Origin of the sequence: Streptomyces agglomeratus (assembly GCF_001746415.1) — a bacterium.
Lineage (GTDB): Bacteria > Actinomycetota > Actinomycetes > Streptomycetales > Streptomycetaceae > Streptomyces > Streptomyces agglomeratus.
In genome coordinates this window covers 2,946,584-2,961,114 of sequence record NZ_MEHJ01000001.1, presented here as the reverse complement: position 1 = coordinate 2,961,114, position 14,531 = coordinate 2,946,584, and the positions used below count along the sequence as shown (strand labels likewise).

Annotated in this window: 16 protein-coding genes; 10 read left to right on the top strand and 6 right to left on the bottom strand. The window is 71.9% G+C overall.

What is annotated here, in order from left to right; all coding sequences use genetic code 11:
- Window positions 1-78 precede the first annotated feature (78 nt).
- On the bottom strand, window positions 79-528 hold the full coding sequence (locus AS594_RS12440) for an ATP-binding protein (RefSeq protein ID WP_069927093.1): 450 nt from the start codon (window positions 526-528) through the stop codon (window positions 79-81).
- Between the two features lie 300 nt (window positions 529-828).
- A complete protein-coding gene (locus tag AS594_RS12435; protein ID WP_079148220.1) occupies window positions 829-1,836 on the bottom strand; it encodes a VldE C-terminal domain-containing protein in 1,008 nt (335 codons plus the stop codon).
- An 84-nt stretch (window positions 1,837-1,920) separates the two neighbouring features.
- On the opposite strand from AS594_RS12435, the gene dapE reads away from it, so the two are divergent.
- Window positions 1,921-3,000, top strand: coding sequence for a succinyl-diaminopimelate desuccinylase (dapE, locus tag AS594_RS12430; RefSeq protein ID WP_069927091.1), 1,080 nt, complete (start codon window positions 1,921-1,923; stop codon window positions 2,998-3,000).
- A gap of 69 nt (window positions 3,001-3,069) precedes the next feature.
- The gene (locus AS594_RS12425; protein ID WP_069927090.1) at window positions 3,070-3,819 is read left to right on the top strand and encodes an LOG family protein; all 750 of its coding nucleotides are present in this window, start codon (window positions 3,070-3,072) and stop codon (window positions 3,817-3,819) included.
- A 204-nt stretch (window positions 3,820-4,023) separates the two neighbouring features.
- Here AS594_RS12425 and folP read toward each other — a convergent pair whose 3' ends face one another.
- Window positions 4,024-4,884, bottom strand: a complete 861-nt coding sequence (folP, locus tag AS594_RS12420) for a dihydropteroate synthase (protein WP_069927089.1) — start codon at window positions 4,882-4,884, stop codon at window positions 4,024-4,026.
- Window positions 4,885-4,990: 106 nt separating this feature from the next.
- On the opposite strand from folP, the gene AS594_RS12415 reads away from it, so the two are divergent.
- Both AS594_RS12415 and AS594_RS12410 read left to right on the top strand, forming a co-directional pair.
- Window positions 4,991-5,368 carry a DivIVA domain-containing protein gene (locus AS594_RS12415; RefSeq protein ID WP_069927088.1) on the top strand — a complete coding sequence of 126 codons (378 nt, stop codon included), beginning with the start codon at window positions 4,991-4,993 and terminating at the stop codon, window positions 5,366-5,368.
- The gene (locus tag AS594_RS12410) at window positions 5,365-5,958 is read left to right on the top strand and encodes a DNA-3-methyladenine glycosylase I (protein ID WP_069927087.1); all 594 of its coding nucleotides are present in this window, start codon (window positions 5,365-5,367) and stop codon (window positions 5,956-5,958) included. Before AS594_RS12415 ends, AS594_RS12410 begins: the two co-directional genes overlap by 4 nt.
- Window positions 5,959-6,035: 77 nt before the next feature.
- On the opposite strand, the gene chcB is transcribed toward AS594_RS12410, so the two are convergent.
- Window positions 6,036-6,836 carry a 2-cyclohexenylcarbonyl CoA isomerase gene (chcB, locus tag AS594_RS12405; RefSeq protein WP_069927086.1) on the bottom strand — a complete coding sequence of 267 codons (801 nt, stop codon included), beginning with the start codon at window positions 6,834-6,836 and terminating at the stop codon, window positions 6,036-6,038.
- A 313-nt stretch (window positions 6,837-7,149) separates the two neighbouring features.
- On the opposite strand from chcB, the gene AS594_RS12400 reads away from it, so the two are divergent.
- Entirely contained in the window at window positions 7,150-7,317 is a 168-nt protein-coding gene (locus AS594_RS12400) for a DUF3117 domain-containing protein (RefSeq protein ID WP_003966491.1), read from the top strand.
- Window positions 7,318-7,457: 140 nt separating this feature from the next.
- On the opposite strand, the gene AS594_RS12395 is transcribed toward AS594_RS12400, so the two are convergent.
- Window positions 7,458-8,123, bottom strand: coding sequence for an O-methyltransferase (locus AS594_RS12395; RefSeq protein WP_069927085.1), 666 nt, complete (start codon window positions 8,121-8,123; stop codon window positions 7,458-7,460).
- 142 nt (window positions 8,124-8,265) lie between these two features.
- On the opposite strand from AS594_RS12395, the gene sigE reads away from it, so the two are divergent.
- From sigE to AS594_RS12370, 5 genes are all read left to right on the top strand, one after another.
- A complete protein-coding gene (gene sigE, locus AS594_RS12390) occupies window positions 8,266-9,048 on the top strand; it encodes an RNA polymerase sigma factor SigE (RefSeq protein WP_176733142.1) in 783 nt (260 codons plus the stop codon).
- Window positions 9,045-9,998, top strand: coding sequence for an anti-sigma factor family protein (locus AS594_RS12385; RefSeq protein ID WP_069927083.1), 954 nt, complete (start codon window positions 9,045-9,047; stop codon window positions 9,996-9,998). Before sigE ends, AS594_RS12385 begins: the two co-directional genes overlap by 4 nt.
- Window positions 9,999-10,091: 93 nt before the next feature.
- Window positions 10,092-11,819 carry a trypsin-like peptidase domain-containing protein gene (locus AS594_RS12380; protein WP_069927082.1) on the top strand — a complete coding sequence of 576 codons (1,728 nt, stop codon included), beginning with the start codon at window positions 10,092-10,094 and terminating at the stop codon, window positions 11,817-11,819.
- 155 nt (window positions 11,820-11,974) lie between these two features.
- Window positions 11,975-12,463, top strand: a complete 489-nt coding sequence (locus tag AS594_RS12375) for a sec-independent translocase (RefSeq protein ID WP_069927081.1) — start codon at window positions 11,975-11,977, stop codon at window positions 12,461-12,463.
- A 118-nt stretch (window positions 12,464-12,581) separates the two neighbouring features.
- Window positions 12,582-13,265 (top strand): hypothetical protein, encoded by a 684-nt coding sequence (locus tag AS594_RS12370; RefSeq protein ID WP_176733143.1) that lies wholly within the window; start codon window positions 12,582-12,584, stop codon window positions 13,263-13,265.
- A gap of 112 nt (window positions 13,266-13,377) precedes the next feature.
- Here AS594_RS12370 and AS594_RS12365 read toward each other — a convergent pair whose 3' ends face one another.
- Window positions 13,378-14,511: an Mrp/NBP35 family ATP-binding protein gene (locus tag AS594_RS12365; RefSeq protein ID WP_069930473.1), complete on the bottom strand. Its 1,134-nt coding sequence runs from the start codon at window positions 14,509-14,511 to the stop codon at window positions 13,378-13,380.
- Window positions 14,512-14,531: the final 20 nt, after the last annotated feature.

Genomic DNA, 14,531 nt, shown 5'->3' with positions numbered 1-14,531 from the left:
CGGCTCAGGGCTGACGGCAGGCGCGAAGGGGCCCCGGGGAGCACTGCTCCCCGGGGCCCCTTCCATGTGCGGTACGGACTAGCCGAGCGGCAGGTTCGCGGCGGGCAGCGCGCTGGTCGGCAGGGCGCTGCCGGCGGGGAGCTTGCCGCCGGTCGGCAGACCCTCGCCGGCCGCGGTGGAGGCGGTGTCGCCGAGGACCTCGCCGGCGCTTCCGGCGACGTCACCGGCCGCCTTCTGCGCGGCCGGGGTGGCCGTCTTGCCGGCCTTGCCGACGGTCTTGCCGGCGGCCGGGACCGCCTTCTTGACGGCCTTGCTGCCGGTGTCACCCGCCGCCTTGGAGCCCTTCTGCGCCGCGCTGTCGACGGAGTCGCCGACACCGGCGCCGTCCAGGGCGGTCAGGCCACCCAGGTTGGGGGCGGCGGGGAGGTCAGCGGCGCTCGCGGAGCCGGCCGCACCGACCACGGGGGCTGCGCCGGCCGCGATGAGGAGTGCGGCGCGGGCGATCCGACGGGTCAGGGGGAGAGACATGGTGCTCCTTAGACGGGAGAGACGACGTTGATTGGAGACTGTCTGTCCGACGATCAGACGCCGTGACAACCGCTGAAGGGGCGGTTGAGGTTGCGGTGCGCCAAGGTAAAGAGTTTGCAATGCGTCGCATTATCGGCTCCGGATGAACCCGGGCAAACAGCGCCGGCCGCGAAGGGGTGACCGAGGCGCGGTCGCCTTTGTTTCCCAGGGATTTGGAGGAGCGAGGGGTGACGGTCCGCAGGCGCGTACGCACTCCCGCTTCCGGCCGGTCCGCTTACCGCTTTCGGGTGATCGTCCGTACTACTGCGCGGTGGTGATCCGGACCTCGGCGGAGGTGCTCGGCTCGTTCCCGGAGCGCCATTCCCTTCCGGCATTGGCGGCCGTCCACACGCGGCCGGCGTACGCGACCTCTTCGATGCGGAGCTTCGAGGCATGGGCGACGGCCCAGTGCGCGAGCTCCCAGCCGCGCCGGTCGCCCCTGGCCCCGCCGACGCCCGCGGCCTGCGCGGGAACGGGCACGGTGACGGTCGCCGCCGCGGGGGCGGCGGCGAGGCGGGCGCTCGTACCGGCCGCGTCCGCCCGGCCCACGGCACCTGCCGCGTCCGCTTCGCCCGCTTCGTTCCTCACTCCGGCGCCCGCACCCGCGGCCTGCGCCTTGGGCAGCACATCGGCCCCGAAGTCCCGTATCAGCGCGGCCCGTACGTCGGCGGGCCTGCCCGGCTGCGCGTCGCGGGGCGGGGAGCAGGTCAGCGACGCGGGGGCGCGCCCGGTGAGCGCGGCGGCCAGCAGCGCCGCGTCCGGCTCGTGTTTCGCGTACGCCTGGGGGAAGCCGCTGCGCTGGACGCGCTGAGCGGCGACCGTCAGCGGCAGCCGCGAGTACCCCGGGACCTTCTCCAGGTGCTCGTAGAACTTCTCGGACGCGTAACCAGGGTCCATGATCTGCTTCTGTGTGCCCCAGCCCTGTGAGGGGCGTTGCTGGAAGAGGCCGAGCGAGTCGCGGTCGCCGTACCTGATGTTGCGCAGGGCCGACTCCTGGAGCGCGGTCGCGAGCGCGATCGTCACCGCCCGCTCCGGCAGCCCGCGCGAGGTGCCGACGGCGGAGATGGTCGCGGCGTTGACGGCCTGTTCCGGGCTGAGCTCGTACGTCGCGCCGTCGCCCTCCGCGGAACGCACGACGCAGCGCGGCGCACCCCCGCCGCCGGAGACGTACTGCATCACCAGATACCCGGCCAGCGCGAGGAGCACGGCGACACCCGCCGCTGAGCGCAGGATGCGGCCGCGAGTTGGGGAAGAGGCGGACTGAGACACGCTGCCTAAGGTACTGGAGGGGGTTCGCGCGCTCGTGGGGGACGACCCGGTGGCCTCCGGCCAGGGAACGTTACGCTCGGGGGCATGGCCGAATCTCCGCTTGACCTCTCCCTGGACGCCCCCGCGCTGACCGCCCGGCTCGTCGACTTCCCGTCGGTGAGCGGCGGCGAGAAGGCTCTCGCCGACGCCGTCGAGGAGGCGCTGCGCGCGCTGCCGCACCTCACCGTCGACCGGTACGGCAACAACGTGGTGGCCCGTACGCACCTGGGGCGCGCCGAGCGGGTCGTCCTGGCGGGGCACATCGACACCGTGCCGATCGCCGGCAACGTGCCGTCCAGGCTCGACGAGAACGGCGTTCTGTGGGGCTGCGGCACGAGCGACATGAAGTCCGGGGTCGCCGTTCAGTTGCGTATCGCCGCGACGGTCCCCGAGCCCAACCGTGACCTGACGTTCGTCTTCTACGACAACGAAGAGGTCGCCGCTCACCTGAACGGTCTCGGACACGTCGCCGACGCCCGTCCCGACTGGCTGACGGGCGACTTCGCCGTACTCCTCGAACCGTCCGACGGGCAGGTCGAGGGCGGCTGCCAGGGCACGCTGCGGGTGCTGCTGCGCACGGCGGGGGAGCGGGCGCACTCCGCGCGCTCCTGGATGGGGTCGAACGCGATCCACACGGCCGCGCCGATCCTGGCGAAGCTGGCGGCGTACGAGCCGCGGCGGCCCGTGATCGACGGCCTGGAGTACCGCGAGGGCCTCAACGCCGTCGCGATCGAGGGCGGTGTCGCCGGCAACGTCATCCCCGACGCGTGCACGGTGACGGTCAACTTCCGTTACGCGCCCGACCGCAGCGAGGAGGAGGCGCTCGCGCACGTACGGGAGGTCTTCGCGGACTGCGACATCGCGGAGTTCGTCGTGGACGACCACTCGGGCGCCGCGCTGCCCGGTCTCTCGCATCCGGCCGCCGCCGCGTTCATGGCGGCGGTGGGCGGCACCGCGCAGCCCAAGTTCGGCTGGACCGACGTCTCGCGCTTCAGCGCGGTCGGGGTGCCGGCGGTCAATTACGGTCCGGGGAACCCGCTTCTCGCGCACAAGCGGGACGAACACGTGGCCGTCGAGCGAATCACGCACTGCGAGGAGCGACTTCGCGCCTGGCTGACTGCCTGAATTTCACTGTTCGTCACGTGTGTGGACCTACGCTGTCCGGACAATGTTCGGCAGCGGAGGGAGTACGGCATGGCGATTCCTGAAGAGGAGCGGGTACCGGAAGAGCAGCGTCTGGGGCCTGTGGTGCGCCGCGGCGACCAGATCCAGCCGGGCACGACCGACCAGCGGCTGCTGGACTCCAACGGTGATACCAGCTGGGTGCACACGGACCCCTGGCGGGTCATGCGGATGCAGGCGGAACTGGTGGACGGGTTCGGCGCACTCGCCGAACTGCCGCCCGCCATCAGCGTCTTCGGTTCGGCGCGCACCCGGCCCGGCACGCCCGACTACGAAGCGGGCGTGGAACTCGGCAGGGGGCTCGCGGAAGCCGGGTTCGCGGTGATCACGGGCGGCGGGCCCGGGGCTATGGAGGCGGCGAACAAGGGGGCGCGGGATGCCAAGGGCATCTCGGTCGGGCTCGGTATCGAGCTGCCCTTCGAGCAGGGCATCAACCCGCACGTCGACATCGGCGTGAACTTCCGCTACTTCTTCGTCCGAAAAATCATGTTCGTGAAGTACGCGCACGGATTCGTGGTCCTGCCGGGCGGCCTCGGCACCCTGGACGAGCTCTTCGAAGCCCTCACGCTGGTCCAGACCCGCAAGGTCACCCGCTTCCCGATCGTGCTGTTCGGTTCGGCCTACTGGAGCGGGCTGGTGGAATGGCTGCGCGACACGGTGATCGCGCAGGGGAAGGCGTCGGAGAGGGACCTGCTGCTGTTCCACGTGACGGACAGCGTGAAGGAAGCGGTGGCTCTGGTCTCGAAGGAGTCGGAGAGGTAACCGCGCCGCACCGCGCGGGGCTTGCCTCGTCCCGCCCCCTCCTGCCCGCCGAGCGGTGTCGCGGCGGGCAGGAGGGCGGGCCGGGAACGTGCCGCACGGCGGTGGCCCCGCCCCGTTCGACGGGCCGCTCAGGCCAGGACGCGCCGCGCGGCCGACGAGCCGCTAGCCGCTCAGGCCAGACCCGCCGCGGGGCCGAAAGGCCGCTCAGGCCAGACCCCGCCGCGCCACCGCGGGAGGCCGGCGGCCCGCGATGGACGCCACCATGTCCAGTACCTGCCGTGTCTCCGCGACCTCGTGCACGCGGTACACCTGGGCGCCGAGCCAGGCCGACACCGCTGTCGTGGCCAGGGTCCCGACCACCCGTTCCTTCACCGGCCGGTCGAGCGTCTCGCCGACGAAGTCCTTGTTGGACAGGGAGACCAGCACCGGCCACCCCGTCTCCACCATCTCCCCGAGCCGCCGCGTCGCCTCCAGGCTGTGACGCGTGTTCTTCCCGAAGTCGTGCCCCGGGTCGATCAGGATCGCGTCGCGCCGTACGCCCAGCTTCCGCGCCCGCTCCGCCAGCCCGACGGTCACGTCCAGGATGTCCGCCATCACGTCGTCGTAGGAGATCCGGTGCGGCCGGGTCCGGGGCTCCGCCCCGCCCGCGTGCGTACACACCAGGCCCACGTCGTAACGGGCCGCCACCTCGGCCAGCCGGGGATCGACGCCGCCCCAGGCGTCGTTCAGCAGGTCCGCGCCCGCCTCGCAGACCGCCTCGCCCACCTCGTGCCGCCACGTGTCGACGCTGATCACCACGTCCGGGTGGCGCCTGCGCACCTCGGCCACGAACCCGACCGTACGCCGCGCCTCCTCGGCCGCGCCGACCTCTTCGCCCGGGCCGGCCTTCACGCCGCCGATGTCGATGATCGCGGCGCCCTCCGCGACGGCCTGTTCGACGCGGGCCAGTGCGGGCTCGTCGTGGAACGTCGCACCCTGGTCGTAGAACGAGTCAGGGGTCCGGTTCACGATCGCCATGATCACCGGCTCGTGCGCTCCGAACTCGCGCCGTCCCAGCCTGAGCACCGTGTTTCCTCCTTGAGTCGGTCGCCTGCGACCTTAACTGTCAGTGGCGCATGGCACGATCGGGACTGGACAGTTTGCGCTTTGCGCGTGGCCCGGGGAGACGCTCGTGTTCTTGTTCTTGGTGGTGGCGATGGTCGTCGTGGTCGCTGCGGTCACGCTCGCCGTGGTCGGGGGAGGCGACGACAGCGGCGGAGCGCTGCCCGAGGCGGCGCCCCAGCACCTGGTGGACCCGCTGCCCGCGTCGCGCCCGGTGGGCCGGGCGGACATCGAGGCGCTGCGCCTGCCGCTGGCCGCCCGTGGTTACCGGATGGCCGACGTCGACGACGTGCTCGGCCGTGTCGGCGCCGAGCTCGCCGAGCGGGACGCGCGGATCGCGGAGCTGGAGGCCGCCCTGGCCGGGGTCCAGGCCAGAGAGGTCGGCGGGACCGGGCTCTTCAAGGACGGTCCCCGCACGGACGCACCGGGCGAGGAGCCGCAGTCGTGATCGGCGGAGCCGAGCCGGGCCCGGACGGCCTCCTGCGCTGCCCGTGGGGCCTGGCCACCGAGGAGTACGTCGCGTACCACGACGGGGAGTGGGGCCGCCCGGTCCACGGCGACGACGCCCTGTACGAACGGCTCTGCCTGGAGGCGTTCCAGTCGGGGCTCTCCTGGCTGACGATCCTGCGCCGCCGCGAGGGCTTCCGTGCAGCCTTCGCCGGTTTCAGGATCGCGTCGGTGGCCGCCTTCACCGACGTGGACGCCGCGCGCCTGCTCGCCGACCCCGGGATCATCCGCAACCGCGCCAAGATCGAGGCGACCCTCGCCAACGCCAGGACGCTCGCCGGCTGGCAGGCCGGCGAGCTGGACAGCCTGATCTGGTCGTACGCCCCGGACCCCGCGACGCGCCCGGCCCCGAAGACGATCTCGGACGTTCCCGCGATCACCGAGGAGTCCGTGGCGCTCTCGAAGGCACTCAAGAAGCGCGGGATACGTTTCGTCGGCCCCACGACGGCGTACGCCCTGATGCAGGCGTGCGGCCTGGTCGACGACCATCTGGCCCAGTGCGTGGCGCGCGGCGGTACGGCAGGGGCCTAGCGGCCCGTCGGGGCCGGCGGCCGACGTGACGCGGGCTACCGGCCGGCGTACGCGGGCTACCGGCCGGCGTACGCGGGCTACCGGCCGAGGTACTTCGGCTTCTCTTTGGCGATGAACGCCTGGACTGCGATGGCGTGGTCCTCCGACGCGCCCGCCCTCGCCTGGAGTTCGTCCTCTTTTTCGAGGGTCTCGCCAAGGGTGTGACCCGCGCCGTACGCCAGGGACTCCTTGAGTGCGGCGTACGCGAGCGTCGGGCCGGCGGCCAGGGTGCGGGCGACGGCAGCCGCCTCGGCCGCGAGGTCGTCGGCCGGCACCAGCTTGTTGGCGATGCCCAGGTCGAACGCCTCCTGCGCCGAGACCGAGCGCGGGAAGAGCAGCAGGTCGGCGGCGCGGCTCTGGCCCACCAGGCGCGGCAGGGTCCACGAGACGCCCGAGTCGGCGGTCAGCGCGACTCCGGCGAAGGACGTGTTGAAGGCGGCGGTGTCGGCGACGACCCGGTAGTCGGCGGCGAACGCGAAGCCCGCCCCGGCGCCGGCCGCGACTCCGTTGACCCCGGCGACGACGGGCTTCGGCATCTCGGTCAGGGCCCGCACGATGGGGTTGTAGTGCTCGCGGACCGTGCTCATGGTCTCGCCGCTGCCCGTCTCGCGGTCGGCGGCGAGCGAGGCGATGTGCTCCTTGAGGTCCTGGCCCACGCAGAAGGCGCGGCCGGTGGCGGTGAGCAGGACCGCCCGCACCGCCGGATCGGCGGCGGCGGCCTGCACCGCGTCCCTGAGTGCGACCTTGGCCTCGGTGTTCATGGCGTTCATGGCGTCGGGACGATTGATCGTGATCGTCGCGAGTCCGTCGGTCACCTCGTAGAGCACGGTGTCGGCCATTGATGAGTCCCCTTTTACGGCTGGTCAGGCATGTCCTGCTCAGCATGGCGGAGATCACCGGGGCTGCACATGTGACCTGCGTCTAACAATGTGAGGTCGCTGGGTGCCCGGCGGCGGCGAAGTATCGCAGGCGGACCGCCGAATTGGGTGGTTTTGAGAGAGCGCGTTGCACAAGCGATGCCGAGCGATGTTGGTCATAGGGGTCCGCCATGCGGGATAATGACCTGGAAGCAATGTGTTCGATGCCGGTGACACAGCTGCCCGACACGGGGCCGCCGGCTGCGATGAGCTGGTTTCAGGAAGGGGAACGAGCATGGCGGCCATGAAGCCGCGAACGGGCGACGGCCCGCTCGAGGTGACCAAGGAGGGGCGGGGCATCGTCATGCGCGTTCCGCTCGAAGGCGGCGGACGACTTGTCGTCGAGCTGACTCCGGATGAGGCCGATGCGCTCGGCGACGCTCTGAAGAAGGTCGTCGGCTGAGGCGGAAGCGCCCGAACTTTTCACTGCCCCGGTACGCCGCAAGCGTGCCGGGGCAGTGCTATGTCCGGAGTGTGGCCATGTGCGGGGCGCGCCGGAGCAGGTGCGGGCCGCGGCCGCCGTCGGGCCCGCGGCCCGGCAGGTCAGCCGCGGCGTACCGCGCAGAGCAGGCCGTCGCCCACCGGCAGCAGCGTGGGGATGAGCTGGTGACTCTCGCGCACCTCGCGCAACAGCTCGCGCAGCCGCAGGACCTCGGCCGGCTGAGCGGCGGAGTCGACGGTGCGGCCGTCCGCGAAAACGCCTTCGAACACGACGATCCCGCCGGGCTTCAACAGGCGCAACGATTCAGCGAGGTAGTCCATGCTCTCCAGCCGGTCACCGTCGCAGAAGACCAGGTCGTACCCGCCGTCGGCGAGGCGAGGGAGTACGTCGAGGGCGTGCCCGGGGATGAAGCGGGCGCGGTTCGCCGCGTAGCCGGCCGCGCGGAACGCCTCACGGGCGAACTGCTGCCACTCCGGCTCCGGGTCCACGGTGGTGAGTACGCCGTCGGCCCGCATCCCGTGGAGCAGATAGATGCCGGAAACGCCGGTGCCCGTACCGATTTCCGCGACCGCCTTGGCGTCCGCGGTGGCGGCGAGGAGCCGCAGCGCGGCCCCCGTACCGGGCGACACCGCGCGCAGTCCTGCCTCCCGGGCCCGATCACGCGCCCAGTGCAGGGCTTCGTCCTCGGCGACATAGGCGTCGGCGAACGCCCAGTTCGTCTGCCGGTTGGCGGTAATGGCCCTCTCCTGTCCCCGTAGTTGGCGCACCCGTGACTGTATCCGCTGACGTCGGGAACCCGCAGATGGGACCGGGCGTTGAAAGAGGACAGGGGGAGACATGGATCAGGACCGCAAGCGGGTTCCAAATTCACGTAAAGATGCTTATCCGGAGCTAACGGGCGAGGTGGCTATGGTAGGGGCTCCACTGGACACCACCAGAGCCGATAGGGGAGGTGCGGCTGCGCCTGTGGATCGGGGAGGAGTGCTGCGGCGCTTTCTCAGGTCGGCGGGTGAGCCGAAATCCGTGACCGACATTGCTGACCGCGCACCTTCCGCGTCCTCCGCACAGACCGCGACCTTCGCCTCAGACGCGGAATCCCAGGCGTGGACTCCTCCCAGCTGGGAGGAGATCGTCAGCACGCACAGTGGTCGTGTCTACCGCCTCGCCTACCGTCTGACCGGCAATCAGCACGACGCCGAGGACCTCACGCAGGAAGTCTTCGTCCGCGTCTTCCGCTCGCTGTCGACGTACACGCCCGGCACGTTCGAGGGCTGGCTGCACCGCATCACGACGAACCTGTTCCTGGACATGGTCCGCCGCAAGCAGCGCATCCGCTTCGACGCGCTCGGTGAGGACGCCGCCGAGCGGCTGCCGAGCCGTGAGCCGTCCCCGCAGCAGGTCTTCAACGACACCCACTTCGACGCGGACGTCCAGCAGGCGCTGGACACCCTCGCGCCCGAGTTCCGTGCGGCGGTCGTGCTCTGCGACATCGAGGGCCTGTCGTACGAGGAGATCGCCGCGACGCTGGGCGTCAAGCTCGGCACGGTACGCAGCCGGATCCACCGCGGTCGCTCTCACCTGCGCAAGGCTCTCCAGCACCGGTCACCGGAGGCCCGTGCCGAGCAGCAGCGCTCGCTCGCGAGCGTGGGCACCGGTGTGCCCCTGGTGGGCGGAGAGGGCGGAGCCGAGTGAGTGGCACCCGACCGACCTCTGCCGAACAGCACCTGGGGGACCGGCTGGCCGCCCTGGTGGACGGTGAGCTGAGCCATGACGTCCGCGAGCGTGTCCTGTCGCACCTGGCGACCTGCGCCAAGTGCAAGGCCGAGGCCGACGCCCAGCGCCGCCTGAAGAGCGTCTTCTCCACCGCCGCACCGCCGCCGCCCTCCGAGGGGCTGCTCGCGCGGCTCCAAGGGCTGCCCGGCGGCGGCCCGGGTGGCCGGGACGGCGACGACGACCCGGCACCCTTCGGGCGGGGTGGCTTCGGGCAGGGCGTCTTCGGCGCCGACCCCCGGCAGGGGAGATCCGGCAGACCCGGCAGCAGTTTCGACTTCGACTACGTTCCGGCCGCCGGGCACACCGGCGTTCTGCCCGGCGCCGCGCCGTGGCGCGGCTTCCGGATCCACGACGTGGGCCGCGCGGAGGCGGAGCGCTCCGGCGGGCGCGGGAGGCGGCTCGCCTTCGCCGCCGCCAGCGCGGTGTCGCTCGCGGCGTTCGCGCTCGGCGGCGCCATGCCGGTCGGGTCCGCCGGCGAGCCCACCACGAGGGGCGGCAGCTCGGGCAACAACGTCACGCCGCTGCGCGCGGCGGGCCCGAGCGGGGCCGCCACCGAGAACACCCGCCGCCGTACCGCCGGAAGCGGCCTTCCCGCCGCCACCGCCAGTGCCAACGCGGCGGCCAACGTCGCCGTGCCGGCCAGGCTCTTCGGGGCGGCGACGACACAGGGCGGTGCGCAGGGGCTTTCCCTGACGCAGCCGTTCCCGGCGCCCGCGCTCACGGCCCAGAGCCCGCTGCCGCTCATACGCCGGCCGGGTTCGGCCCTCGCCCTCGCGTACGCCCCCGGGCACAGCGCGCCGGTGACCGTGGCGCCATCACCGCTTCGGACGGCCGCTCCGTCCGCGCCCGGGCTGCCCGTTTCCCGCTGAGGCTGGTTGAATCCTCGCAGGGTGCCCCGAGGGGGCACGGACAACGAAAGTGGCACTGCCCTGCGGGCGTGCTCGTGGGGTTGCGGGGAGAGCATGGACGAGGGCACGCCCACCGGTTCGAAGGCAAAGTGGTGGAGCCGCCCCGCGCCGGTGCGCGGGGTTGCGGGTGCGGAGCCGGAGCGCGACCCGGAACAGGACGCGGGCGAGGTCCTCGCGGCACAAGCCCATGCGGCCGCGCCGGGGACGGCGACCGGAGCCCGCGCGACCGTGACCGGAGCGGCGGCGGAACCCGCCGAGCCGAATCCGGAGCCGAACCCCGAGCCCGAGCCGGCGGTGGCGGCTGACCCGGCGCCGGGCCAGGCCGCTGAGCCCGCTCCCCAGGCGCGTCCGCAGCCGCTGCACGCGCCCGACCCGTACGCCACCCCGCCATACGGCGGCCCCGGCCCGTGGGCGCCGGCGCCGCCCGTGCAGCGGCCGGTACCGACCCCGCCGCAAGGAACGTTCGTACCTCCGGGAGCGCCCGGGACAGCCGCGACGAACGGGGTCGGAGTCCCCACGGGCCCGGCTCAGCAGCCCTCCCACCACCACACCCAGCCCCAGCCGCACCCCTCGCACCCCCGGCCCTCCCACTGGCTTCAGTACGACCCCTGGGGCGCGCCCCAGCAGCCGCTGACCCACCCCGGTGACCCGGTCGGCGGGGTGCGGCCGAGGAAGGGCCGCCGGGGCGCGCTGTTCGTGGGGGCGCTGCTGATCGCGCTGGTGGCCGGCGGTATCGGCGGAGGCGTCGGGGCGTACGTCGAGCGCAACGGCGGCATCACCCGCGTCGAACTGCCCCAGGCCCGGTCCGAGGACGCCAAGGGCCGCGCCCCCGACAGCGTCGCGGGCATCGCGGCCAGCGCCCTGCCCAGCGTCGTCACCCTGCACGTCAGCGGCGTCGGCGAACAGGGCACGGGCACCGGCTTCGTACTCGACGCCAAGGGCCACATCCTCACCAACGACCACGTGGTGGAGCCCGCCGGAGCCGACGGCACCATCAACATCACCTTCAGCGGCGGCCAGACCGCGAAGGCGAAGCTCGTGGGCAAGGACAGCGGCTACGACCTCGCGGTCGTCCGGGTCCTCGGGGTCGACGGACTCAAGCCCCTGCCCCTGGGCAACTCGGAGAACGTCCAGGTGGGCGACCCGGTGGTGGCCATCGGCGCACCCTTCGACCTTCAGAACACGGTCACCTCCGGGATCATCAGTGCCAAGGAGCGCCCCATCACCGCGGGCGGCGAGAAGGGCGACGGCAGCGACGTCAGCTATGTGAACGCGCTCCAGACCGACGCCCCGATAAACCCCGGCAATTCCGGCGGCCCCCTGGTGGACGCGCAGGCCCGCGTGATCGGCATCAACAGCGCCATACGCGCGGCGGACAACAGCGCGGGCCTCGAAGGCAGTCAGGGCGGCAGCATCGGCCTGGGCTTCGCGATCCCCATCAACCAGGGCAAGCGTGTAGCCGAGGAGCTGATCAACACCGGGAAGGCGACGCACCCGGTGATCGGCGTCACGCTGGACATGAAGTACACGGGCGACGGCGCCCGCGTCGGCACCAAGGGCGCCGACGGCCCGGCGGTGACGCCCGGCGGTCCCGGAGCCCGCGCCGGTGTCCGCCCCCGCGACGTCATCACCGAGGTCAACGGACAGAGGGTGCACAACGGGCAGGAACTCATCGTCAAGATCCGCGCCCACCGCCCCGGCGACCGGCTGGAGCTGACCGTGGTGCGCGCGGGCAAGGAGCGGACGGTCTCCGTGACGCTCGGCTCGGCGGACGGCAACTGAGGGAGAAGCACACACAGGTCCACGTGAGTGTTACGTGAAGGTACCGTCCGGACAGATTGGGCGGGTACCGTGGACCGGGCCCGGACCGGTCCTCTGCCTGCGGGCGGAGGAGGCCCACCCGACCTGCGGGCGCGGAGAACCCAAGGAGCAACAAGGTGTTCAGTGACATAGGCGGACTCGAGCTGGTGACGCTCGTGGTTCTCGCCGTGCTCGTCTTCGGGCCGGAGAAGCTGCCGAAGCTCATTCAGGACGCCTCGGCGATGATCCGTAAGCTCCGCGAGTTCTCCGAGAGCGCCAAGCAGGACATCCGCTCCGAGCTGGGCCCGGAGTTCAAGGACTTCGACTTCGAGGACCTGAACCCCAAGACCTTCGTGCGCAAGCAGCTGATGGACAACGACGACCTCGGTCTCAAGGAGATCCGCAGCAGTTTCGACCTCAAGAGCGAGATGGCCGAGGTCGCGGACGTGGTGAAGGGCCGCGACAGCGGTACGCCGTCCGGTGCGGTGAGCGGCACGAACGGCTCGAACGGTTCGGCCGGCAAGGCGAACCTGACGAAGGACTCCACCGGCACCCCCGACCTGCTCAAGAAGCGTGAAACCCCCGCTCAGAGCGAGCGTCCGCCCTTCGACGCCGACGCCACCTGAGTCCCGCCCTTCCCGACGAGCCGCACCAAGGTGGCTATCCTCCATCTGTCCGGATGTGAGGACGCCCGAGGGGGGCGGGCCGATCCGGACGCCACGGAACAAGGAGGCGGCCGGATAGATGGAGACCACGAGTCGGGTCGGAGCGCAGGGAGCACCCCTGACGCCCAGCACGTCCACAGCGGAGGGGGTGCCAGCAGCCCGGCGTACGGTCGACGGCTATCTGCGCGCGCCCTTCCCCTGGTACGGACTGGATGACGCGTTCACCGGGCCCCGCTGGCTGATGCAGGTCGGCACGGCGGCTGACGGCACGGTGCAGCACGGTTCCACGGGCCACGGCGAAGAGCCGTCGATAAGGCCCGCGACCGACGAGACCCAGGAGAAGGAGCGCTTCGCGGTGGTCGTCACCGTCGCCAGCAGCCCGGTGCGGCGCAGTGGCGACGGTACGGGCGTACTGGAGGCCACGTCGGTCTCCTCCGCGGCCTGGCTGGCCGGTTCGGGCCTGCTCTCGGCGACCTGGCCCGCGCACCTGGACCACTCGCTGCGCGACGACTGGCTGGACCAGCAGACCGAGACGGCCTTCGAGCTGGCCGACGACCTGTCGGGGCCCGCCTGGTCGCAGCTGTCGCTGCCGGTGGACGGCGTACCGACGCCCTTCCACTACCGCGAGTCCGAGTTCGGCTGGGTACTGGCCGGGGCCGGCGAGGACGGCGTGATCCTCGGGGCGTACGGGCGCGGGATGAGCGCGTACGGACTGGGTTTCTCGGTGGTCAAGGACATCACGACGTACGACCAGGGCCAGTAACCGGCGGTCGCACGGCGCGCTCGCGCCGCGGCGGCACGGATGTACGACGAAGGGGGCGCCGCTCACTCGGAGCGGCGCCCCCTTCGGGGTGTCCGGAACGTTCCCGGACGCGTCAGAACTTGTTGCGCGGGGTGATCCCCAGCGACATGCCCGACAGGCCGCGCGCGCGGCCGCCCAGCTTGCCCGCGATCGTGCGCAGCGCCGCACCGGCCGGCGAGTCGGGGTCGGTCAGCACGACGGGCTTGCCCTCGTCGCCGCCCTCCCGCAGCCGTACGTCGATGGGGATGGAGCCCAGCACCGGCACGTTCGCGCCGGTCGTCTTCGTGAGCCCCTCGGCGACCTTCTGGCCACCGCCGGTGCCGAAGACGTCGACCATCTCGTCGCAGTGCGGGCACGGCAGGCCCGACATGTTCTCGACGACTCCGACGATCTTCTGGTGGGTCTGTACGGCGATGGAGCCCGCCCGCTCGGCGACCTCGGCCGCGGCCTGCTGAGGGGTCGTCACGACCAGGATCTCGGCGTTCGGCACGAGCTGCGCGACCGAGATCGCGATGTCGCCGGTGCCGGGCGGCAGGTCGAGCAGCAGGACGTCCAGGTCGCCCCAGTAGACGTCAGCGAGGAACTGCTGGAGCGCGCGGTGCAGCATCGGACCGCGCCACACGACCGGCGCGTTGCCCGGGGTGAACATGCCGATGGAGATGACCTTCACGCCGTGCGCCGACGGCGGCATGATCATGTTCTCGACCTGGGTGGGCCTGCCGTCGACGCCCAGCATACGGGGCACGCTGTGGCCGTAGATGTCCGCGTCGACGACGCCGACCTTCAGCCCGTCCGCCGCCATCGCCGCGGCCAGGTTGACCGTCACCGAGGACTTGCCGACGCCGCCCTTGCCGGACGCCACCGCGTAGACGCGGGTCAGCGATCCGGGCTGGGCGAAGGGCACCTCGCGCTCGGCGGTGCCGCCGCGCAGGGCCCCCGCCAGCTCCTTGCGCTGCTCGTCGCTCATCACGTCGAGTTCGACGGAGACGCTGGTCACACCCTCGACGCGCTCGACCGCCTCGCGCACGTTCGTGGTGATCGTCTCGCGCATCGGACAGCCGGAGACGGTGAGATAGACCGTGACGGCAACTGCGCCGTCTGCCCCGATCTCAACCGATTTGACCATGCCGAGTTCAGTGATCGGTTTGTGGATCTCGGGGTCGTTCACCGTCGCCAGTGCTTCGCGCACCGCGTCTTCCATAGCCATACCGTGATGGTACGGCGCGT